Source organism: Streptomyces sp. NPDC057743 (genome assembly GCF_042798755.1).
GTDB lineage: Bacteria > Actinomycetota > Actinomycetes > Streptomycetales > Streptomycetaceae > Streptomyces.
Genome location: NZ_JBHVJX010000064.1, coordinates 1 through 25021 on the forward strand (window position 1 = coordinate 1; position 25021 = coordinate 25021).

Here is a 25021-nt window from a genome sequence, read left to right on the forward strand (position 1 = left end):
CGGGTGAACTGACCGACACCGCCGGCCTCGACGCCGACTACTGGTACCGCAACCTGCGCCAGACCGTCCGCTTCGAGGACGCCGTCCGGGCCGCGGTCACCGCCGGCCACACCACCTTCATCGAAGCCTCCGCGCACCCCGTCCTGACCATCGGCGTGGAGCAGATCCTTGAGGCCGAGGGCGCGCCCGGAGGCGCCGCGTTCGGCACCCTGCGCCGCGACCACGGCGAGGCGGCCCAACTTCTCACCTCCCTCGGCCAGGCACACGTCCACGGCCTCCCGGTCGCCTGGGAAGCGGTCCTCGCCCCGCACCACCCCCAACGCGTCGCGCTCCCCACCTACGCCTTCCAACGAGGCCGCTACTGGCTGGAGTTCACGGCTCCCGACACCACCCCCGCACCCGACGGTAACGGAGTGGAGTCGCGGTTCTGGGAGGCGGTCGCCGAGGAGGACTGGGGGACGCTCGGCGCTGCGCTGGGAATCGCCGAGGAAGCGAGCCTCGGCTCGGCCGTCGCCGCGCTGTCGACCTGGCGCCAGGCGCACGATGTCGAGGCGACGGTGGACGGCTGGCAGTACCAGGCGAGTTGGTCGCCGCTCGCGGACCCCGAAGCCGAGGCGCGCACGCTCTCGGGCACCTGGCTCCTGCTGACCGACGCCGCCGAGTCGACGGACCGCGGCCAGGCAGTCGACGACGCGCAGCGGAGGGAGCCGTGGGCCGACGTCGCGACCGCCGTTGAGCGGCACGGGGCGCGCCTCGTCCGGATCACCGTGCCGTCGGACATGGACCGGGAGGCGCTCGCCGCCCTCCTCCGCGACTACGCCCACCCCCACGAGGCCGGACAGCCCGACGACGCCGTCGCGGGCGTCCTGGTCGCGCTCGGCGTGGTGCGCTGCGCGACCGCGCTCCAGGCACTGACCGACGCCGACGTCACGGCCCCGATGTGGGCGCTGACGCGCGGCGCCGTCTCAACCGGCCCCACCGACAGGGACGTTGACCCGGACGCCGCGCTGGTCTGGGGCCTGGGACGCACGGCGGCGCGCGAGTACCCCGACCGCTGGGGCGGCATGGTGGACGTGCCCGGGCAGCTGGACGAGCGCACCGGTCGCCGGCTCGCCGGGACCCTCGCCCAGCGCGCCGAGGACCAGGTGGCCGTCCGGGCGTCCGGGACCTACGGCCGGCGGTTGGTGCGTTCGGGCCGCCTGGCGGGGGAGGAGTGGTCGGCGGCCGGCGACACGGTGCTGATCACGGGCGGTACGGGCGCGTTGGGCGCCCAGGTGGCCCGGTGGGTGGCCGGCCGCGGAGCGCAGCGCATCGTGCTGCTCAGCCGCCGGGGCGACCAGGCACCGGGCGCCGCCGAACTGCGGGACGAACTGGCCGCGGCTGGCGCCGAGGTGCGGATCGCCGCCTGTGACGCAGCGGACCGGGACGTGCTGGCCGCGCTGCTGGCCGAGGAGAAGCTCAACGCGGTCTTCCACACCGCCGCCGTCCTGGACGACGGGGTGCTGGACGGCCTCACGCCCGAGCGCTTCCACACCGTGTTCGGCCCGAAGGTGGACGCCGCCAGACACCTGCACGAACTCACTGCCGACCACCCCCTCTCCACCTTCGTGTTGTTCTCCTCCCTGGCCGGCACGTTCGGCAACCCCGGCCAGGCCAACTACGCCGCCGCCAACGCCTACTTGGACGCCCTCGCCGAACAACGGAACCGGCAGGGCCTCCCCGGCACGTCCCTTGCCTGGGGTGCCTGGGGCGAGGCCGGACTGGCGACCGCCGACGCGGTGGAGCGACGACTGTCCCGGGGCGGCATCGAAGCCATGGCACCGGAGCTGGCGCTGCGGGCACTGGGCCGGCTCGCCGGCACGGACGGCAGCCATGTGATCGCCGACATCGACTGGGAACGCTATGTCCCCGGCGTCATCGCGGTCCGCCCGCACGCCGCGCTGACGGGCGTCCCCGAGGCCCGCCAGGCAATCCAGGCAATCCAGTCGGGCCAGGCAGGGGCGTCGACCGCGGGTGGCGTCGGCGGTTCCGCGAACGGCGCGCTCGCCGACCAGGGAACGCTCGCCGCCCGCCTGGCCGCCGTACCCGCCGGCGAACGCGAACGGACGGTGCTCGACCTGGTGCGCGCTCACGCCGCGACCGTCCTCGGCCACCCCTCGGCCGACGCCGTCGCGCCCCACCGCACCTTCCAGGACCTCGGGTTCGACTCCCTCACCGCGGTGGAGTTCCGCAACCGCCTCGCCCGCGCGACGGGCAGCGCGCTCCCCGCCACGCTCGTCTTCGACCACCCGACGGCCGCCGCACTGGCCGCGCACCTCCTCAACGAGCACGGCGGCCTGACCAAGGACACCGACACCCTGCTCGACGACTACACCCGCCTGGAATCCGTCCTCACCGCACTACCGGAATCCGACGCGGTCGCCGGCCGCATCCTGCTGCGGATGCAGAAGCTGGTCGACACCTGGCGGAACGCCAGGTCCACGGACGACACCTCCGAGCCGCTCCGGGACGTCGATGCGGCCACCGATGAGGAAATGTTCGAATTCCTCGGCAAGGAATTCGGAATCTCGTGACGCCACCGCCACCGCCACCGCCGCCATCACCACCATCGCCATCGCCATCGCCATCATCACCGCCAACCAAGCACTCTTCGCGGCTTATTGAGCGCACATCGCTGCTCACTGAACACTCTTGGCTCGCTGCGCGCCCGTCGCGCACCGCGCACTGGAAAAACGGGGAACGAGGGTCCGCTGATGTCTAACGAGATGTCCAACGAAGACAAGCTCCGCTACTACCTGAAGCGGGCCACCGCCGACCTCCAGGAAGCCCATCAGCGGCTGCGGACCTTCGAGGCCAAGGACACCGAGCCGATCGCCATCATCGGCATGTCCTGCCGCTTCCCCGGCGGCGCCACCTCCCCCGAGCAACTGTGGCACCTGCTGTCCTCCGGCGAGGACGCCCTGTCCGGCTACCCCACCGACCGCGGCTGGAACCTCGACCGGCTCGCCGCCTCCGCCGCCCCCGGCGCGGACGCCAACGGAATCGGCGGATTCCTCCACGACGCCACCGAGTTCGACGCCGACCTGTTCGGCATCTCACCGCGCGAGGCGGTGGCGATGGACCCCCAGCAGCGCCTGCTGCTGGAAGCCTCCTGGGAAGCGATCGAACGCGCCGGCATCGACCCGCTGTCGCTGACCGGCAGCCGCACCGGCGTCTTCGCCGGCATCAACGGCCAGGACTACGTCCACCTCCTCAGCAACGCCGCCGACGACATCGACCTCTTCGGCGGCACCTCCGTCGCCGCCAGCGTCGTCTCCGGCCGCATCTCCTACACCCTCGGACTGGAGGGCCCCGCGGTATCCGTGGACACCGCGTGCTCCTCGTCGCTGGTCGCCCTGCACATGGCGGTCCAGGCACTGCGCGCCGGCGAATGCACCATGGCGCTCGCCGGCGGCGTGACGGTGATGTCGACCCCGGCCAACTTCGTGGCCTTCGGTGCACAGGGCGGCCTGGCCCCCGACGGCCGGGTCAAGGCGTTCGCCGACGCCGCGGACGGCACCGGCTGGGGCGAGGGCGTCGGCATCCTGCTGGTCGAACGGCTCTCCGACGCCCACCGCAACGGCCACCCCGTACTGGCCGTCGTCCGCGGTTCCGCGGTCAACCAGGACGGCGCCTCCAACGGCCTGACCGCCCCCAACGGCCCCTCCCAACAACGGGTGATCCGCCACGCCCTGGCGAACGCCCGACTCACCGCCGGCGACGTGGACGCCGTCGAGGCCCACGGCACCGGCACCCGTCTCGGCGACCCCATCGAGGCCCAGGCACTCCTCGCAACGTACGGGCAGGAGCGGGACGCCGACCGGCCCCTGCTGTTGGGCTCCATCAAGTCCAACCTCGGCCACACCCAGGCCGCCGCCGGCGTCGCCGGCGTGATCAAGATGGTCCTGGCGATGCGACACGGCGTGCTGCCCAAGACCCTGCACGTCGACACCCCTTCGTCGCACATCGACTGGGACGCCGGCCACATGCGGCTCCTGACCGACGAAACCCCCTGGCCCGAGACGGACCACGAACGCCGCGCGGCCGTCTCCTCCTTCGGCATCAGCGGCACGAACGCGCACGTCATCCTGGAGCAGGCGCCTGCCGAGGTTCCTGCCGTCCCGCCGACGGGTCACGGTGCGGTGGACGCTGCGGGTGCGGTGGTTCCGTGGTTGCTGTCCGCCAGGTCCGAGGCGGGCCTGCGGGCGCAGGCCCGGCGCTTGGGTGCGCACGTCTTGGAGCATCCCGAACTGTCCGCGCTGGACGTGGGCTTCTCCCTGGCAACGACCCGGGCTTCGCTCAACCACCGTGCGGCGGTGGTCAGCGCCGACCGGGACGCACTGTTGGCTGGACTGGCGTCGTTGGCCGAGGGCGAGCCCGCAGCGGGTGTGGTACGCGGGGAGGCGTCGGCGGCTGGTGACGGCCGTGTCGCTTTCCTCTTCTCGGGTCAGGGTGCCCAACGCCTGGGCATGGGGCGGGAGTTGTATGCCCGTTTCCCGGTGTTTGCTGAGGCGTTTGATGTGGTGGTGGGTGAGCTTGAGCGTGCGTTGGGCTCGCCTATGCGTCGGGTGCTGTGGGGCGAGGACGAGGCCGAGCTGAATCAGACTGTCCACGCCCAGACGGGGTTGTTTGCCGTCGAGGTGGCGCTGTTCCGTCTGCTGGAGTCCTTCGGCGTTGTCCCCGATGTGTTGATCGGTCATTCGATTGGTGAGTTGGCGGCGGCGCATGTGTCTGGTGTGTTGTCGTTGGCGGATGCGTGTGTGTTGGTGGCGGCGCGTGGTCGGTTGATGCAGGCGTTGCCGGAGGGTGGGGCGATGCTCGCCGTCCAGGCCCGCGAGGACGAGATCGTCGGCGCTGGCTTGCTGGGTGAGTCGGTGTCGTTGGCTGCGGTCAATGGGCCGGATTCCGTGGTGGTGTCTGGTGACGCCGATGCCGTTGAGGCGGTGCGGGAATGGGCGGAGGCGAACGGTCGCAAGTCGAGCCGGCTGCGCGTCTCGCATGCGTTCCACTCTCACCGCATGGACGGCATGCTGGACGAATTCGCCGCCGTTGCAGGCCAGTTGACGTTTGAGGCGCCGCAGATTCCGGTGATTTCGACGCTTACTGGGGAGGCCGCTTCGGTCGACGACTTTTGCTCGGCGGCGTATTGGGTGCGGCAGGTGCGGGAGGCGGTCCGGTTCGCGGACGCGGTGCGTGCGGCCGAGGAGGCGGGCGTCACCCGGTTCGTCGAGGTCGGGCCCGACAGCGTTCTCACCGCGCTGGCCGGTGCGACCCTTGCTGACGGCGATGCCGATGCCGATGTCGTCTGTGTGGCGACCCAGCGTGCGGATCGTGAATCGGACAGCTCTTTCATCGGCGCGCTCGCCCAACTCCACGCTCATGGTGTGGTCATGGACTGGAGCCCGGTGTTCGTGGGTGGTTGCCGGGTCGAGTTGCCGACGTATGCCTTCCAGCGGCAGCGGTTCTGGGTGGAGGCGGCGTCGTCGGCGGCTGGGGTTGGGGTTGATGTTGAGGAGGGTGAGTTTTGGTCTGCGGTGGAGCAGGGTGATGTGGAGGGGCTGGCGGGGACGCTGGCGTTGGTGGATGGTGAGGCGTTGCGGGCGGTGGTGCCGGCGTTGTCTGCGTGGCGGCGGCAGCGTCGTGAGCGGTCGGTGGTGGATGACTGGCGTTACCGGTTCTCGTGGGCGGCAGTGAGCCTGTCGGAGGAGGGTCGGCTTTCGGGGCGTTGGTTGCTGCTGACCGGCGAGAGTGATGACGAGTGCGCCGATGTTGCCCGGGAGTTGGAGGCGCGTGGGGCGGAGGTCAGTCGACTGTCGGTGTCGTCTGCGGTGGACCGCTCCGAGCTCGCTGAGTTGCTCCGTTCCAGCATGGGAACGGCGGCGGCGTCTGGTGTGCTGTTGGCCCTCGACGTGACGCGGACGGCGACCGCGGTACAGGCCCTGTCCGATGTGGACGTGGTGGCGCCTGTGTGGGGTCTGACGCGGGGTGCGGTAGCGGTGAGCCCGTCGGACGAGGTCATCGATCCGGATGCGGCGATGGTGTGGGGTTTGGGTCGTGTGGTGGCGTTGGAGTTGCCGGATCGGTGGGGTGGGCTGGTTGACCTGCCGGCGGTGGTGGATGAGCGGGCCGGGCGTCGTCTTGCTGCCGTTCTGTCGCAGGGTGTTGAGGACCAGGTGGCGGTGCGGTCCTCTGGTGTCTTCGGCCGGCGGTTGGTGCGTTCGGGGCGCGTGGCGGAGGCGGAGGAGTGGTCGGCTGCCGGTGGCACGGTGCTGGTCACCGGCGGTACGGGCGGGTTGGGTGCGCAGGTGGCTCGTTGGGTGGTTGAGCGGGGTGCGCGTCGGGTCGTTTTGCTGAGCCGGCGGGGCGAGGACGCTCCGGGTGCCGTCGAGCTGCGGGAGGAGCTGACGGCGGCCGGTGCGGAGGTGCGCATCGCTGCCTGCGACGTGGCCGACCGTGCGGCGCTGGCCGGGGTGTTGGCCGACGAGGAGGTCACCGCGGTCTTCCACACCGCTGGCGTGTTGGACGACGGCGTGGTGGACGGCCTGACGCCCGACCGCTTCGCTCGGGTCTTCGCTCCCAAGGTCGATGCGGCTCGCCATCTGGACGAGCTCACTCGCGACCATCCCCTCACCACCTTCGTCCTCTTCGCCTCCGTCGCCGGTGCGGTCGGAGGCCCCGGCCAGGGGAATTACGCGGCGGCGAATGCGTATCTCGATGCGCTGGCGGCGTCGCGGGTGCGCGAGGGGTTGCCGGCCACGTCGGTGGCGTGGGGTGCCTGGGACCAGGCGGGCATGGCCACCGGCGATGTCGTGGCCAACCGTCTTGCGCGCGGCGGCTTCGGCGTCATGGCGCCGGAGCTGGCGCTGCGCGCGTTGGAACGGGTGTTGGGGGCCGAGGTCTGCCCGCTGATCGCCGACATCGACTGGGAGCGTTACGCCCCCGCGGTCACCGCGGCCCGCCCAAGTGCGCTCTTCGGCGCGGTGCCGGAGGCCCGACGCGTCCTGGCGGCCAAGAACCCGTCCCGGACCGCAACGTCGGCCGACGAGGGAACACTCGCCGCACGCCTGGCGAACGTCGCCGCCGGCGACCGCGAGCGACTGGTGTTGGACGTGGTGCGGTCCCGCGCCGCCGCCGTGCTCGGCCACGCCTCGGCGGACGCGGTGGCCGCGAAGCGCGCCTTCCGCGAGCTTGGCTTCGACTCCCTCACCGCAGTGGAATTCCGCAACGCACTGTCCACCGCTACCGGACTCTCCCTGCCGTCGACGATGGTCTTCGACTATCCGACGCCCTCCGCACTCGCCAACCACATCGCCGCCGAACTCCTCGGCACGCACGTCCAACACCTGGACGACGCACGCGAATTGGCCGTCGAGGACGAGCCCATCGCCATCGTCGGCATGTCCTGCCGATTCCCGGGCGGGGTGTCGTCGCCGGACGAGCTGTGGGACCTGCTGATCTCGGGCGGGGACGCGATGGGGCCGTTCCCCGCCGACCGTGGCTGGGACCTCGACGCGCTCTTCGACACCAACCCCGGCAAGACAGGCACGAGCTACGTCCAGGAGGGCGGGTTCGTCCGCGCGGCCGGCGACTTCGATGCCGAGTTGTTCGGGATTTCGCCGCGTGAGGCGGTGGCGATGGACCCGCAGCAGCGGTTGCTCCTGGAGACCTCTTGGGAAGCCGTCGAACGGGCCGGCATCGACCCGACATCCCTGCACGGCAGCCGGGTCGGCGTCTTCGCCGGTACCAACGGCCAGGACTACGCCGCCCTGATGGCCCGGGCGCCGCGCGACGCCGAGACCTACCTGGCCACCGGTAACACGGCGAGCGTGCTGTCTGGCCGGGTGTCGTACGCGTTCGGCTTCGAGGGGCCGGCCGTGACGGTGGACACGGCGTGTTCGTCGTCGCTGGTGGCGATGCACCTCGCTGCCCAGGCATTGCGCGGTGGCGAGTGCTCGTTGGCTTTGGCCAGCGGCGTGACGGTGATGTCGACGCCGAGCGCGTTTGTGGCGTTCAGCAGTCAGCGTGGGTTGGCTGCTGATGGGCGGGTGAAGGCGTTTGCGGAGGCGGCGGACGGTACGGGTTGGGGCGAGGGGGTTGGCGTTCTCGTTCTGGAGCGGTTGTCGGACGCTCGCCGTAATGGGCATCAGGTCCTGGCGGTGTTGCGTGGTTCGGCGGTGAATCAGGATGGTGCGTCGAATGGTTTGACGGCGCCGAATGGGCCTTCTCAACAGCGGGTGATTCGGCAGGCGTTGGCCAGTGCGGGGTTGTCGGCGGTTGAGGTGGATGCCGTCGAGGCTCACGGCACCGGTACCCGCCTCGGTGACCCCATCGAGGCCCAGGCACTGCTGGCAACGTACGGGCAGGAGCGGGACGCCGACCGGCCCCTGCTGCTGGGCTCCATCAAGTCCAACGTGGGTCACACGCAGGCCGCCGCGGGCGTGGCCGGCGTGATCAAGATGGTCCTGGCGATGCGGTACGGGGTGCTGCCGAAGACGCTGCATGTGGATGCGCCGTCGTCGCACGTTGACTGGTCGGCGGGGGCGGTGGAGCTGGTGACCGAGAACCGCCCATGGGCGGAGTCGGATCGAGTGCGCCGCGTCGGCGTCTCCTCCTTCGGGGTGAGTGGCACGAATGCGCACGTCATCTTGGAGCAGGCTCCTGTCGAGGCGCCTGCCGAGGTTCCTGCCGTCCCGTTGACGAGTCACGGCGTGGTGGACGCTGCGGGTGTGGTGGTTCCGTGGTTGTTGTCTGCGAGGTCGGAGGCGGCTCTGCGGGCGCAGGCTCGTCGCCTGGGTGCGCACGTGGTGGACCGTCCGGAGCTGTCCCCGTTGGATGTGGGTTTCTCGCTGGCGACGACTCGGGCTGGGTTGGATCACCGTGCGGCGGTGGTCGGTGCCGATCGTGAGGCGTTGTTGGCCGGCCTGGCGGCGCTGGCGGAGGGCGAGCCTGCGGCGGGTGTGGTGCGCGGGGAGGCGTCGGCGGCTGGTGATGGCCGCGTGGCTTTCCTCTTCTCGGGTCAGGGCGCGCAACGTCTGGGCATGGGGCGGGAGTTGTATGCCCGCTTCCCGGTGTTCGCCGATGCCTTCGATGCGTGTGTCGAGGGGTTGGAGCGGGCGTTGGGTTCGCCTGTGCGTAGGGTGCTGTGGGGCGAGAGCGAGGCCGAGCTGAATCAGACTGTTCACGCCCAGACGGGGTTGTTTGCCGTCGAGGTGGCGCTGTTCCGTCTGTTGGAGTCCTTCGGCGTCGTCCCGGACGTGCTGATCGGCCACTCGATTGGTGAGTTGGCGGCGGCGCATGTGTCTGGTGTGTTGTCGTTGGCGGATGCGTGTGTGTTGGTGGCGGCGCGCGGACGGTTGATGCAGGCGTTGCCGGAGGGTGGGGCGATGCTCGCCGTCCGGGCTCGCGAGGACGAGATCGTCGGCGCTGGCTTGCTGGGTGAGTCGGTCTCGTTGGCTGCGGTCAACGGTCCGGATTCCGTGGTGGTCTCCGGCGATGCCGACGGGGTCGAGGCCGTACGAGACTGGGCCGAGGCCAACGGTCGGAAGTCGAGCCGGCTGCGGGTCTCGCACGCGTTCCACTCCCACCGCATGGACGGCATGCTGGACGAATTCGCCGCTGTTGCCGGCCAGTTGACGTTCGAGACGCCGCGGATTCCGGTGATCTCGACGCTGACGGGTGAGGCCGCTTCCGTCGATGACTTCTGCTCGCCTGCGTACTGGGTGCGGCAGGTGCGGGAGGCGGTCCGGTTCGCCGACGCGGTGCGTGCGGCCGTGGACGCCGGGGTGACGCAGTTCGTTGAGGTTGGGCCGGACAGCGTTCTGACCGCCCTGGCCGGCGGGACGGTCGGCGACGGCGAGACTGGGGATGCCGTCTGTGTGGCAACGCAGCGTGCGGAACGGGAGGGCGTGCACGCGCTGATCACCGCCCTCGGTCAGCTCTACGCGCACGGTGGCACGGTGGACCTCAAGCCGCTGCTTGCCGGTGGTTGCCGGGTCGAGTTGCCGACGTATGCCTTCCAGCGGCAGCGTTTCTGGGTGGAGGCGGCGTCGCCGGCGGCTGGGGTTGGGGTTGATGTTGAGGAGGGTGAGTTCTGGTCTGCGGTGGAGCAGGGTGATGTGGAGGGGCTGGCGGGGGCGCTGGCGTTGGTGGATGGTGAGGCGTTGCGGGCGGTGGTGCCGGCGTTGTCTGCGTGGCGGCGGCAGCGTCGTGAGCGGTCGGTGGTGGATGACTGGCGTTACCGGTTCTCGTGGGCGGCCGTCGGCGAGCCGGAGGCGGGTGCGCTTTCGGGGCGTTGGTTGCTGCTGGCAGGCGAGGACGGGGACGAGTACGCCGATGTTGCCCGGGAGTTGGAGGCGCGTGGGGCGGAGGTCAGTCGCCTGTCGGTGCCGTCTGCGGTGGACCGTTCCGAGCTCGCTGAGCTGGTCCGTTCCGGCGTGGGAACCGCGTCGGTGTCTGGCGTGCTGGTCGCCCTCGGGGCCGTGCAGACGGCGGTTGCCGTCCAGGCCCTGTCCGATGTGGACGTGGTGGCGCCTGTGTGGGGGCTGACGCGGGGGGCGGTGTCGGCTACTCCCTCCGATGAGGTCATCGATCCGGACGCCGCGATGGTGTGGGGTTTGGGTCGTGTGGTGGCGTTGGAGCTGCCGGACCGTTGGGGTGGGTTGGTTGACGTTCCTGCGGTGGTGGATGAGCGGGCGGGGCGTCGGCTGGCTGCCGTTCTGTCGCAAGGTGTTGAGGACCAGGTGGCCGTACGTCCCTCGGGTGTCTTCGGCCGGCGGTTGGTGCGTTCGGGCCGTGTGGCGGGGGAGGAGTGGTCGGCTGCTGACGGCACGGTGCTGGTCACGGGTGGTACGGGTGCGTTGGGTGTGCGGGTGGCCCGTTGGGTGGTGGAGCGGGGTGCGCGTCGGGTCGTTCTGCTGAGTCGGCGAGGTGAAGAGGCCCCTGGCGCGCTGGAGTTGCGGGAGGAGTTGACGGGCGCTGGTGTCGAGGTGCGCATCGCTGCCTGCGACGTGGCCGATCGTGCGGCGTTGGCTGGGGTGTTGGCCGACGAGGAGCTCACCGCGGTCTTCCATACCGCTGGTGTGTTGGACGACGGTGTGGTGGACGGGCTGACGCCCGACCGCTTCGCTCGGGTCTTCGGGCCGAAGGCGGAAGCGGCTCGTCACCTGGACGAGCTCACCCGCGACCACCCCCTCACCACCTTCGTCCTCTTCTCCTCCATCTCCGGTTCGCTCGGTGCCGCAGGGCAGGCGAACTACGCAGCCGCCAATGCCTACTTGGATGCGCTCGCGGAACGCCGCGTCCGGCAGGGTCTCCCTGCGACCTCGCTCGCGTGGGGCGCATGGGGCCAGGCAGGTATGGCAGCTGCCGGTGAGGTGGAGAACCGCATGGCGCGCGGCGGCGTCGGCGCCATGGACCCCGAGCTTGCCCTCCGTGCGCTCGGCTTGCTGGCAACTGCCGGTGGCTGCTTCGCAGTTGCCGACCTCGACTGGGAACGGTACGCGCCCGCGTTCACCGCGGCGCGCCCGAGCCCGCTGGTCACCGGCGTCCCCGAGGCCGTCGAGGCACTGAAGAGCAGGGACGCCGTGCCCACGCACGGGCCCGCTGCCGGCGGCGAGGGGACACTCGCCGCACGACTCACCGGTCGGTCCGCCGCGCAGGCCCGGGCGATGGTGCTGGACCTGGTGCGGTCGCGTGCTGCGGCGGTGTTGGGGCATGCGTCGTCGGAGGCGGTTGCGCCGGGTCGGGCGTTTCGGGATCTTGGGTTTGATTCGTTGACTGCGGTGGAGTTTCGGAATGTGTTGTCGGTGGCGACGGGGTTGTCGTTGCCGTCGACGGTGGTGTTCGACTATCCGAATGCGGGGGCGCTGGCCGAGTTCGTCTGCGGGCAGGTGCTGGGCACCGGCGTTGATGACGTTGAGGGTGCTGGGCGTGCCGGTGTGTTGGCCGCGGTGGATGAGCCGGTGGCGATTGTGGGGATGGCGTGTCGGTTCCCGGGTGGGGTGTCGTCGCCGGACGAGTTGTGGGATCTGCTGGTCTCGGGCGGCGACGCCATCGGACCGTTCCCCGCGGATCGCGGTTGGAACTTCGAGACACTGTTTGGCAGCGGCTCGGCAGCTGGCACGTCGCGGACGAGCTATGTCCAAGAGGGCGGTTTCGTTCGCGGAGTGGGGGATTTCGACGCGGAGTTGTTCGGGATTTCGCCGCGTGAGGCGGTGGCGATGGACCCGCAGCAGCGGTTGCTCCTGGAGACCTCGTGGGAAGCCGTCGAGCGGGCCGGTATCGACCCGGTTTCGCTCCGTGGGGACCGGGTCGGCGTCTTCGCCGGCACCAACGGCCAGGACTACGCGACGTTGATGGCGCGGGCCCCGAAGGAAACCGAGGGGTACTTGGCGACTGGCAACACGGCCAGTGTCCTGTCGGGGCGAGTGTCGTATGCGCTCGGTCTGGAGGGCCCGGCCGTCTCCGTCGATACGGCGTGTTCGTCGTCGTTGGTGGCGATGCACTGGGCCGCGCAGGCGTTGCGTGGGGGCGAGTGCTCGTTGGCGTTGGCCGGTGGTGTGACGGTGATGTCGACGCCGAGTGCGTTTGTGGCGTTCAGTAGTCAGCGTGGGTTGGCGGCTGATGGTCGGGTGAAGGCGTTTGCGGAGGCGGCGGACGGTACGGGTTGGGGCGAGGGGGTTGGCGTTCTCGTTCTGGAGCGGTTGTCGGATGCGCGTCGGAATGGGCATCAGGTCCTGGCGGTGTTGCGTGGTTCGGCGGTGAATCAGGATGGTGCGTCGAATGGTTTGACGGCGCCGAATGGTCCTTCTCAACAGCGGGTGATTCGGCAGGCGTTGGCCAGTGCGGGGTTGTCGACGGCTGAGGTGGATGCCGTTGAGGCCCATGGCACCGGCACCCGTCTCGGTGACCCCATCGAGGCCCAGGCACTGCTGGCAACGTATGGGCAGGAGCGGGATGCCGACCGGCCCCTGCTGCTGGGTTCGATCAAGTCCAACATCGGGCACACGCAGGCCGCCGCCGGCGTTGCCGGTGTGATCAAGATGGTGCAGGCGATGCGGCATGGGGTGTTGCCGAAGACGCTGCATGTGGATGCGCCGTCGTCGCAGGTGGATTGGTCGGCGGGAGCAGTGGAGCTGCTCACCGAGAACCGGCCTTGGGAGGGTGAGGACGGTCGGGTGCGTCGCGCGGCCGTCTCGTCCTTCGGCATCAGCGGCACCAACGCCCACGTCATCGTCGAGCAGGCGCCTGACGCGGTCGTGGAGGACGCAATCGACGACGCTGCGGGGGTGGATCCTGCGGCTGGTGGGGTGGTCCCCTGGCTGGTGTCGGCGACCTCCGAGGCCGGCCTGCGGGCCCAGGCCGAGCGGTTGCGCGCGTTCGCGCTGGAACGGCCGGAGCTGTCTCCGCTCGACATCGGCCACTCACTGGCGACGACCCGAGCCGGCTTGGAACACCGTGCGGCGGTCGTGGGCGCCGACCGGGATGCGCTGCTTGCCGGTCTGGCAGCGCTGGCGGAGGGCGAGCCTGCGGCGGGTGTCGTGCGCGGCCAGATGACTGCCGGTAGCGGCCAGGTGGCCGCGCTGTTCTCGGGCCAGGGCGCGCAACGTCTGGGCATGGGACGGGAGTTGTATGCCCGCTTCCCGGTGTTCGCCGATGTCTTCGATGCGTGTGTCGAGGGGTTGGAGCGGGCGTTGGGTTCGCCTGTGCGTGGGGTGCTGTGGGGCGAGAACGAGGCCGAGCTGAACCGGACTGTCCATGCCCAGACTGGGTTGTTTGCCGTCGAGGTGGCGCTGTTCCGCCTGTTGGAGTCCTTTGGTGTCGTCCCGGATGTGCTGATCGGCCACTCGGTTGGTGAGTTGGCGGCGGCGCACGTGGCGAGGGTGCTGTCGCTGGAGGATGCGTGTGTGTTGGTGGCGGCCCGTGGGCGGTTGATGCAGGCGTTGCCGGAGGGTGGGGCGATGCTCGCCGTCCAGGCTCGCGAGGACGAGATCGTCGGCGCTGGCTTGCTGGGTGAGTCGGTCTCGTTGGCTGCGGTCAACGGGCCGGATTCCGTGGTGGTCTCCGGCGATGCCGGCGGGGTCGAGGCCGTACGAGACTGGGCCGAGGCCAACGGTCGGAAGTCGAGCCGGCTGCGGGTCTCGCATGCGTTCCACTCCCACCGCATGGACGGCATGCTGGATGAATTCGCCGCTGTTGCCGGCCAGTTGACGTTCGAGACGCCGCGGATTCCGGTGATCTCGACGCTGACGGGTGAGGCCGCTTCCGTCGATGACTTCTGCTCGCCTGCGTACTGGGTGCGGCAGGTGCGGGAGGCGGTCCGGTTCGCGGACGCGGTGCGGAGTGCGGCCGGTGTCGGCGTGACCCGGTTCGTTGAGGTCGGCCCGGACGGCGTGCTCACCGCCCTGGCCGCCGGCACGCTCGCCGGTACGGAGACGGAGACGGAGACGGAAACCGGGAAGGGCATCTGCGTGGCGACGCAGCGCGCCGACCGCGACGCCGAGCACACCCTCGTCACCGCCCTCGCCCAGCTTCAGTCCGTTGGGGTTGATGTGCGTTGGGAACCGGTGTTCGTGGGCGGCCGCAGGGTTGAGCTGCCGACGTATGCGTTTCAGCGGCAGCGGTTCTGGATGGAGTCGACGGCTCCTACTGACGTGCCTGGGGCTGGGGGCGCGGTGGAGTCGCGGTTCTGGGAGGCCGTGGCCGGCGAGGACTGGTCCACGCTGGGCGATGCATTGGGCATCAGCGAGAGTGCGTCCCTGACCTCGGCGGTCTCCGCGCTCTCCTCGTGGCGGCAGGCGCATGAGGCCGAGTCGACGGTGGAGGGTTGGGGCTATCGCGTGTCGTGGGCTCCGGTACGTGAGTTGGGCTCGGCGACGTTGTCGGGCACGTGGTTGCTCCTGACTGGCGACGGCGGGGACGACTGCGCAGACGTTCACGAGCGGATGGTGGCGCAGGGGGCCGAGGTCCTCCGGATCGTCGTGCCGTCGGACGTTGATCGGCTTGCGCTGGCGGCGGCGATCCGCGCGGAGCGGGCCGCCGCGGACGCTGGCGACGAGGTGGCCGGTGTGGTGGTTGCCGCCGACGCGGTGGCTACCGCGGTGGCGGTGCAGGCGCTGGGTGACGTGGGGGTGTCGGCTCGGGTGTGGGGGTTGACGCGGGGGGCCGTGTCGACGGGTGTGTCGGACGGGCCCGTGCATCCTGACGCCGCGATGGTGTGGGGTTTGGGTCGTGTGGTGGCGTTGGAGTTGCCGGATCGGTGGGGTGGGTTGGTTGACCTGCCGGCGGTGGTGGATGAGCGGGCGGGGCGTCGCCTGGCCGCGGTTCTGGCCCAGGGCGTCGAAGACCAGGTGGCTGTGCGGTCTTCGGGTGTCTTCGGTCGGCGGTTGGTGCGTTCGGGGCGGGTTGCGGACGTGGGGGAGTGGTCGGTTGCCGGTGGCACGGTGTTGGTCACCGGTGGTACGGGTGCGTTGGGTGTCCGGGTGGCTCGTTGGGTGGTTGAGCGGGGCGCGCGTCGGGTCGTATTGCTGAGTCGGCGAGGTGAAGAGGCCCCTGGCGCGCTGGAGTTGCGGGAGGAGCTGACGGCGGCCGGTGCCGAGGTGCGCATCGCCGCCTGCGACGTCGCCGATCGTGCGGCGCTGGCCGGGGTGTTGGCCGACGAGGAGGTCACCGCGGTCTTCCACACTGCTGGTGTGGTGGACGACGGTGTGGTGGACGGCCTGACGCCCGACCGCTTCGCGAAGGTCTTCGCACCCAAGGCGGAAGCGGCTCGTCATCTGGACGAGCTCACCCGCGACCACCCCCTCACCACCTTCGTCCTCTTCTCCTCCATCGTCGGCTCGCTCGGCGGCGCCGGGCAGGCCAACTACGCGGCGGCGAACGCCTATCTCGATGCGTTGGCGCAGCTGCGCGCGAGTGAGGGGCTGCCGGCCACGTCCGTGGCGTGGGGTGCCTGGGACCAGGCAGGCATGGCCACGGCAGATGCCGTGGGGAACAGGCTGGCCCGTGGTGGCGTCAGCGCCATGGCACCCGAGCTGGCGCTGCGGGCGTTGGAACGCGTCGTGGGCGCCGATCCGTGCCCGTTGATCGCCGACCTGGACTGGCCGCGCTTCGCGCCCGCCTTCGCCGCGCTCAGGCCGAGCCCGCTGCTCAGCGGAGTGCGCGAGGCACGCGAGGCCATCGATGCCGCCGCCGCGAACGGCGCCACCGGGGCGTCCGCCGACCGAGACGGGCTCGCTGCCCGCCTGGCCGAACTCCCCGCCGGCGAACGCCAACGAGCGGTGCTGGACCTGGTGCGGTCCCGTGCTGCGGCGGTGTTGGGGCATGCGTCGTCGGAGGCGGTTGCGCCGGGTCGGGCGTTTCGGGATCTTGGGTTTGATTCGTTGACTGCGGTGGAGTTTCGGAATGTGTTGTCGGTGGCGACGGGGTTGTCGTTGCCGTCGACGGTGGTGTTCGACTATCCGAATGCGGGGGCGCTGGCCGAGTTCGTCTGCGGGCAGGTGCTGGGCACCGGCGTTGATGACGTTGAGGGTGCTGGGCGTGCCGGTGTGTTGGCCGCGGTGGATGAGCCGGTGGCGATTGTGGGGATGGCGTGTCGGTTCCCGGGTGGGGTGTCGTCGCCGGACGAGTTGTGGGATCTGCTGGTCTCGGGCGGGGACGCCATCGGACCGTTCCCCGTCGATCGCGGTTGGAACTTCGATGCCCTGTTCCAGGGCGATGCGGCGGCCGGTGCCTCTGGGACGAGCTATGTCCAGGAGGGGGGTTTCGTTCGCGGAGTGGGGGATTTCGACGCGGAGTTGTTCGGGATTTCGCCGCGTGAGGCGGTGGCGATGGACCCGCAGCAGCGGTTGCTCCTGGAGACTTCGTGGGAAGCCGTCGAGCGGGCCGGTATCGACCCGGTTTCGCTCCGTGGGGACCGGGTCGGCGTCTTCGCCGGCACCAACGGCCAGGACTACGCGGCCTTGATGGCGCGGGCCCCGAAGGAAACCGAGGCGTACCTCGCCACGGGTAACACGGCCAGCGTGCTGTCGGGCCGGGTGTCGTACGCGTTCGGCTTCGAGGGGCCGGCGGTGACGGTGGACACGGCGTGTTCGTCGTCGCTGGTGGCGTTGCACTGGGCCGCGCAGGCGTTGCGAGGTGGTGAGTGTTCGTTGGCGTTGGCCGGTGGTGTGACGGTGATGTCGACGCCGGGTGCGTTTGTGGGGTTCTCGCGGCAGAGTGGGTTGGCTGCTGATGGTCGCGTGAAGGCGTTTGCGGAGGCGGCGGACGGTACGGGTTGGGGCGAGGGCGTTGGTGTCCTTGTTCTGGAGCGGTTGTCGGATGCGCGTCGGAATGGGCATGAGGTGTTGGCGGTTGTGCGTGGCACGGCCGTCAACCAGGATGGTGCGTCGAATGGTTTGACGGCGCCGAATGGTCCTTCCCAACAGCGGGTGATTCGGCAGGCGTTGGAGAATGCGCAGTTGACCGCTGCCGATGTGGATGCGGTGGAGGCGCATGGCACGGGTACGCGTCTTGGCGATCCGATCGAGGCGCAGGCGTTGTTGGCGACGTACGGCCAGGGTCGGTCGGCGGAGCGCCCGCTGCTTCTGGGCTCGATCAAGTCGAATATTGGTCATACGCAGGCGGCTGCGGGTGTGGCGGGCATCGTGAAGATGGTGTTGGCGATGCGGCACGGGGTGTTGCCGAAGACGCTGCATGTGGATGCGCCGTCGTCGCAGGTGGATTGGTCGGCGGGAGCAGTGGAGCTGCTCACCGAGAACCGGCCTTGGGAGGGTGCGGACGGCCGGGTGCGTCGTGCCGGTGTCTCGTCGTTCGGCATCAGCGGCACCAACGCCCACGTCATCGTCGAACAGGCACCGGACCCGGCGCTACAGGACGAGGACGTCGCAGGCACCCCCGACTCGGTGGAAGACGAGTTGGCCGCGGAGAGGCTGGCCGGTATGCCGGTGCCGTGGGTGGTGACGGCGAAGTCGGAGTCGGCCCTGCGGGCACAGGCCCGACGCCTGCGGGCCTTCGTGGCGACGCGGACGGAAGCCTCACCTGCCGCGATTGCCCATTCCCTGGTCAACACCCGCGCCGGACTGGACCATCGCGCGGCGGTGATCGGCAGCGATCGGGACGCGTTGATGGCTGGCCTGGCGGCACTGGCGGAGGGCACGCCCGCAACGCATGTGGTGCGCGGAGAGGTGTCGGCGTCCGGCGGCGGTCGGATGGCGATGCTGTTCTCGGGCCAGGGTGCGCAACGCCTGGGCATGGGGCGGGAGTTGTATGCCCGCTTCCCGGTGTTCGCCGATGCCTTCGATGCGTGTGTCGAGGGGTTGGAGCGTGTGTTGGGTGCGCCGCTGCGTGAGGTGGTCTGGGGCGAGGACGAGGATCGGCTGCACCAGACCGTGCACGCTCAGACCGGGTTGTTCGCCTTCGAGGTGGCGCTGTTCAGGCTCCTGGAATCCTTCGGGGTCGCCCCGGACGTGCTGATCGGCCACTCGATCGGCGAGTTGGCGGCGGCGCATGTGGCGGGGGTGCTGTCGCTGGAGGATGCGTGTGTGTTGGTTGCTGCCCGTGGTCGGTTGATGCAGGCGTTGCCGGAGGGCGGCGCGATGCTCGCCGTCCAGGCCCGCGAGGACGAGATCGTCGGCGCCGAACTGCTGGGTGAGTCGGTGTCGTTGGCCGCGGTCAACGGGCCGGGTTCCGTGGTGGTGTCTGGTGACGCCGACGCCGTCGAGGCCGTGCGGGAATGGGCGGAGGCGCAGGGGCGTAAGACGAGCCGGCTGCGCGTCTCGCACGCGTTCCACTCCCACCGCATGGACGGGATGCTGGACGAATTCGCCCGCGTGGCAGGTAAGTTGACGTATCGGACGCCACAGATCGCGGTGATCTCGACGCTGACGGGCGAGGCCGCTTCCGTTGACGACTTCTGCTCGCCTGCGTACTGGGTGCGGCAGGTGCGGGAGGCGGTCCGGTTCGCGGACGCGGTGCGGAGTGCGGCCGGTGTCGGCGTGACCCGGTTCGTTGAGGTCGGCCCGGACGGCGTGCTCACGGCCCTGGCCGCCGACACGCTCGCCGGTACGGGGACGGGGACGGAGACGGAGACGGACGCGGAGACGGATGCGGAGACGGAAACCGGGAAGGTCACCGGGAAGGCCATCTGCGTGGCGACGCAGCGCGCCGACCGCGATGCCGAGCACACCTTCGTCACCGCCCTCGCCCAACTCCACAGCGTCGGCGCGGGCGTCGACTGGCGGCCGCTCCTCGTCGAGAAGGCGCGCGTCGAACTGCCGACGTACGCCTTCCAACACCAGCGGTACTGGCTCGACACCCCGCTGACCACCGCCGGATCGGTGGCGACGACCGGGGGCGACAAGGCCGCCAACGAGTTCTGGGCGGCGATCGAGCAGCAGGACTTCGACGGCCTGGCGAACGCCCTGGGCACGCACGACCAGGAGGTCCTGCGCACCGTGATACCGGCGCTGTCCACGTGGCGTCGCGACCGGCTCGACCAGTCCGCCATCGATGGCTGGTACTACGAGGTCTCCTGGACCGGGATCGCTGATGCCGACAGCCCTTCGCTGAGCGGTAGTTGGCTGATCCTCACACCGGAGAACGATCCCCTGGCCGCATCCTCAACCACGTCCGCAACCACGTCCACGTCCGCTTTTACGTCCACGTCCACGTCCGCTTCCGCGGACACCGTGCTGCGCGTGGCCGAGGTGCTGCGGACGCATGGTGCGAACGTCATCCAGGTCGACGTGCCGGCCGGCGCGGATCGCGCCGCGTTGGCGGGAGAGGTCCATGCCCGTGTCGGTGCGGACGGAGTGGCCCCCGAGCGCGTCGCCGGCGTGGTGGTGATCGCCCTGGACGCGGTGCGGTCCGCGACGGCCGTGCAGGCGCTGACCGACGCGGGGGTCGGTGGTCGCATCTGGGCGCTGACCCAATGTGCGGTCGCCACCGCGCCGTCCGACGACGAGGTCATCCCGGACGCCGCGATGGTGTGGGGCCTGGGACGGTCGGTGGCGTTGGAGCTTCCGGACCGGTGGGGCGGGCTGGTCGATGTGCCTGAGGTGGTGGACGAGCGGGCGGGGCGTCGCCTGGCCGGGGTCCTGTCTCAGGGCGTCGAGGACCAGGTGGCGGTGCGGTCGTCCGGTGTGTTTGGGCGGCGGCTGGTGCGCTCGGCGCGGGGCGCGGGCAAGGAGGAGTGGTCGATCGCCGGTGGCACGGCGTTGGTCACCGGTGGCACGGGCGCGTTGGGTGCGCAGGTCGCCCGCTGGGCCGTGGAGCGGGGCGCGCGGCGCGTCGTTCTGCTGAGTCGACGTGGCGAACGGGCCCCCGGTGCAGTCGAGTTCGGAGAGAAACTGGCGCAGGCCGGGGCCGAGGTCCGGATCGCCGCGTGCGATGTCGCCGACCGTGCGGCGTTGGCGGGAGTGCTGGCCGACGAGAAGATCACGGCGGTGTTCCATACGGCCGGTGTGTTGGACGACGGTGTGGTGGACGGGTTGACGCCCGAGCGCTTCGCGAAGGTCTTCGCGCCCAAGGTGGACGCCGCCAGGCATCTGGACGAACTCACCCGCGACCACCCCCTCACCGCCTTCGTCCTCTTCTCCTCGATGGTCGGTACCTTCGGCGGCCCCGGGCAGGGCAACTACGCTGCCGCAAACGCCTACTTGGACGCCCTGGCGGAGCGGCGGGTACGTGCCGGTCTGCCCGCGACGTCCATTGCCTGGGGGCCATGGGACGAGGCCGGCATGGCGGCCGCCGACGTGGTGGAGAACCGGCTGGCCCGAGGCGGCATCACGGCCCTGGCACCGGAGTTGGCGCTGCGCGCGCTGAGTCGGCTCGTCACAACGAGCGGTTCCTATGCGGTCGTTGACGTGGAGTGGGAGCGGTACGTCCCGGTGCTCACCGCCGTTCGTCCCAGCGCCTTGCTCGACGCCGTTCCGGAGGCGCAGCGGGCGATGCGGACCGGCACGTCGGAAGCCCAGACGACCGAGACCTCGTTGCGCGGGGCGTTGGCCGGGGCGTCCGCGGCGGAGCGCGACCGGCTCCTCCTCGACCTGGTACGCACCCAGGCAGCGGCCGTGTTGGGACATGCCTCCCCGGAGGCGATCAGCGCGGACCGGCCGTTCCGGGAGTTGGGATTCGACTCGCTCAGCGCCGTCGAGTTCCGCAACCTGCTCACGGCGGCCACCGGCCAGTCGCTGCCGGCCACGGTGATCTTCGACTACCCCACCCCCGCCGCGCTCGCCGGCCAACTCGGTACCGAACTCGCCCCCGGGGCCGACGACGGTTCCCCGCTGGAGGAGTTGGACCGCCTGGAGGCCATGCTGGCCGGCGCCGACGCGGACGAGCTGACCAGGCACAAGATCACCATCAGGTTGCAGGCCCTGCTCAACAACTGGTCGTCGAGGCCGTCGACGCCGTCGACCGGTCGTGGCGAAGCGAAGGACCCCGAACCGTCCGCGGCGGCCGACCAGTTCGACTCGGTCTCCGACGAGGAACTGTTCAAGCTCATCCGCGAGGACCCGGGACAGGGCTGAGGAGGCGGCGGGGTAGGGGTCTGCTCCGCCGCTCCGCCCCGACTGCCGGCCCTCAGGTTTAGGGGGCGGTAGGGGGTGTTGGCGAAAAATGCGGCTGGATAAGGTTCAGCGAGGTTGAACGTATCCGAATGTCGAGAGCGTTGAGAGTTCTCGAAGAATCCTGGGCCCACTGAATCCCTCAACGATTCATCGGAGGGTGCCCAAGGAGAACTCGGCGACTCTCGATTGCTCTCGACAATTCGCAGACAGGAATATCGATCACTGCTGCCCAGGCGGCAGTGTGAGTATTGGCGACCGGGTTGGGCGGGCGTGAAGGGTTTCAGGCCGTTGCGGGGGATGCATTGCCAGGCATGCCCGTTGAGGACTCGCCATGCGGGTCAACACCGCATCGGCCGTAACACTCTGCCCTCTGAGAAGCGTTCTGTTCGCTGTGGCGTTCGGGCGTATGTTGATTGAGGCGGCATTGAATGGCTGACGAGCAGACGCTTCGCGATTACCTGAAGCTGGCAACGGCTGACCTCCAGCAAACGCGCCAACGCTTGCGCGACCTGGAGGCGTCGACGCAGGAGCCCATCGCCATCGTGGGGATGAGCTGCCGCTTCGGTGGCGGCGTGCGGTCCCCGGAGGACCTGTGGCGGCTGGTCTCCTCCGGCGGCGACGGAATGTCGCCCTTCCCCCAGGACCGCAGCTGGAACCTCGACGCCGTACACGGCACGACGACCACCAACGTCGAATCCGGCGCCGCCACCAAGACCGATGCCGGTTCTGGTCCCGGTGCCGGCTCCGGCCCTGACGCCGCTACCGAAATCGACGCCGAACAACAGTCGCTGGCCAGTTACGTCAACGAAGGCGGATTCATCGAAGGGGCCGGCGAGTTCGACGCCGGATTCTTCGGGATTTCGCCGCGCGAGGCGTTGGCGATGGACCCGCAGCAGCGGCTTCTGCTGGAGGTCTCCTGGGAGACCCTGGAGCGGGCCGGGATCGCGCCCACGTCCCTGCGCGGCAGCCGGACCGGCGTTTTCGCCGGCACCAATGGTCAGGACTATCTGACGCTACTGATGACGCTGCGCGCCCAGTTCGACGCGCACGGCGGAACCGCCAACAACGCCAGCGTGATGTCGGGCCGTATCTCCTACACGCTCGGCCTGGAAGGGCCGGCGGTAACCGTAGACACCGCGTGCTCGTCCTCGCTCGTCGCCCTGCACCTCGCCGTGCAGTCGCTGCGCAACGGCGAGTGCTCGCTCGCACTGGCCGGCGGCGCCACGGTGATGTCCACCCCCGGCGGCTTCATGGAATTCTCCCGCCAGCGCAGCCTGGCGGCCGACGGCCGGGTCAAGGCGTTCGCCGAGGCGGCGGATGGCACCAACTGGGGCGAGGGCGTGGGCATGCTGCTGCTGGAGCGGCTGTCCGACGCGCAGCGCAACGGGCACCGGGTGCTCGCGGTGGTCCGCGGCTCGGCGGTGAACCAGGACGGTGCGTCGAACGGCCTGACGGCGCCCAACGGCCCGTCGCAGCAACGGGTCATCACCCAGGCCCTGGTGAACGCCAAGCTGTCCGCGGCGGACGTCGACGTGGTCGAGGCGCATGGTACGGGTACGACGCTGGGTGACCCGATCGAGGCGCAGGCGTTGTTGGCGACGTATGGGCAGGGGCGGCCGGAGGGGCGGCCGTTGTGGTTGGGCTCGGTCAAGTCCAATTTCGGTCACACGCAGGCGGCTGCGGGTGTGGCCGGTGTGATCAAGATGGTCGAGGCGATGCGCCATGGCGTGTTGCCGCAGACGCTGCATGTGGACTCGCCGTCCTCGCATGTGGATTGGTCAGCCGGCGCGGTGGAGCTCCTGACCGAGTCCCAACCTTGGCCGGAGACCGGGCAGTTGCGCCGGGCTGGCATTTCCTCCTTCGGGATCAGCGGTACGAACGCGCATGTGATCTTGGAGCAGGCGCCGGAGGTGGAGCCTGCGGAGGGCGAGCCCCGGCCGTCGGACGCGGGGCCGGTGGCATGGGTGCTGTCGGGCAAGTCCGAGGCGGGGCTCCGGGCCCAGGCCGAGCGGTTGGGTGAATTCGTCGCGGAGCGGCCGGAGTTGGCGCCCGTTGACGTTGCCTTCTCGTTGGCGTCGTCGCGTGCGGTGTTGGAGCACCGGGCGGTGGTGGTTGGTACGGATCGGGAGGCGTTGCTGGCGGGCGTCGCCGCGGTGGCGTCCGGCGAGCCAACCTCCTCCGTATTTACGGGCGTTGGGATCGGTGCGGGCTCTGGCGCGGTGTTGGTGTTCCCGGGTCAGGGTTCGCAGTGGGTTGGTATGGCGGCCGGCCTGTTGGATTCGTCGGAGGCGTTCGCTGCGCGGTGGGTTGAGTGTGAGCGTGCGTTGGCGCCGTTCGTGGACTGGTCGCTGACGGAGGTTGCACGGTCTGCCGACCCGGCCGTTCTGGAGCGGGTTGATGTCGTCCAGCCGTTGCTGTGGGCGGTGATGGTGTGTTTGGCGGAGGTGTGGCGGGCGGCTGGTGTGGAGCCGGCTGCGGTGATCGGTCACAGTCAGGGTGAGATTGCGGCTGCTGTTGTCGCGGGTGGGTTGTCGGTGGAGGACGGTGCGCGGGTGGTGGCGTTGCGCTCGCAGGCCATCACTGCGCTCTCCGGCGCCGGTGGCATGCTGTCCGTTCCGCTGCCCGTCGACGAGGTGGAGTCGGTCCTGGCCGGCTATGACGGGTTGGGGGTTGCGGCGGTCAACGGGCCGCGGGTGACGGTGGTTTCGGGCGACGCGGCGGTTTTGGATGCCGTGCAGGCTGCTTGGGAGGCGGAGGGCGTTCGCGTTCGTCGGGTGCCGGTGGATTACGCCTCGCATTCGCCGCATGTTGAGGCTCTTCGGGACCGCATCCTCGCCGACCTCGCGCCGATCGCTCCGGTTTCGTCGTCCGTTGGCTTCTTCTCGACGCTGACCGGTGAGGCGATAGATGCCGCTGAACTCGACGCTGACTACTGGTACCGCAACCTGCGCCAGACCGTTCGTTTCGAGGACGCGGTCCGGGCCGCGGTCGGCGCCGGCCACACGGTCTTCATCGAAGCCTCCGCCCACCCCGTGCTGACCGTCGGCGTGGAGCAGACCCTCGACGCCGCGGACGCCACCGGCGCGTCCTTCGGCACCCTGCGTCGCGATCACGGTGACACCGCTCAACTGCTGACTGCGCTCGGCCAGGCGCATATCCATGGTCTGCCGGTTGCCTGGGAGAAGGCGTTCGCCGCGCAGGGGTCGAAGCTGGTGGATCTGCCGACGTATGCCTTCCAGCGGGAGCGGTACTGGCCGAAGTCGTCGGTGCGGGTGTCTGGCGATGCGCGGGGGCTGGGGCTTGGTGCCGCAGGCCACCCGCTGTTGGGTGCGGCGGTGGCGTTGGCGGATTCGGATCGGGTGGTGTTGACGGGGCGGTTGTCGTTGTCGTCGCATCCGTGGTTGGCGGATCATGCG

Annotated in this window: 3 protein-coding genes; all 3 read left to right on the top strand. The window is 70.2% G+C overall.

Going from position 1 to position 25021, the window contains the following annotated elements:
- Window positions 1-2573: SDR family NAD(P)-dependent oxidoreductase (locus tag ACFVFQ_RS36860; RefSeq protein ID WP_383424805.1), on the top strand; the 2573-nt coding region annotated here is incomplete at its 5' end.
- Between the two features lie 180 nt (window positions 2574-2753).
- Window positions 2754-21566 carry a type I polyketide synthase gene (locus ACFVFQ_RS36865; RefSeq protein ID WP_383424807.1) on the top strand — a complete coding sequence of 6271 codons (18813 nt, stop codon included), beginning with the start codon at window positions 2754-2756 and terminating at the stop codon, window positions 21564-21566.
- Between the two features lie 467 nt (window positions 21567-22033).
- A partial coding sequence (locus tag ACFVFQ_RS36870) for a type I polyketide synthase (protein ID WP_383424809.1) occupies window positions 22034-25021 on the top strand: 2988 nt, incomplete at its 3' end.

Excerpts from the sequence above, each read along its gene's own strand:
- ACFVFQ_RS36865 (WP_383424807.1), top strand. The coding sequence starts at position 2,754 with ATGTCTAACGAGATGTCCAACGAAGACAAGCTCCGCTACTACCTGAAG.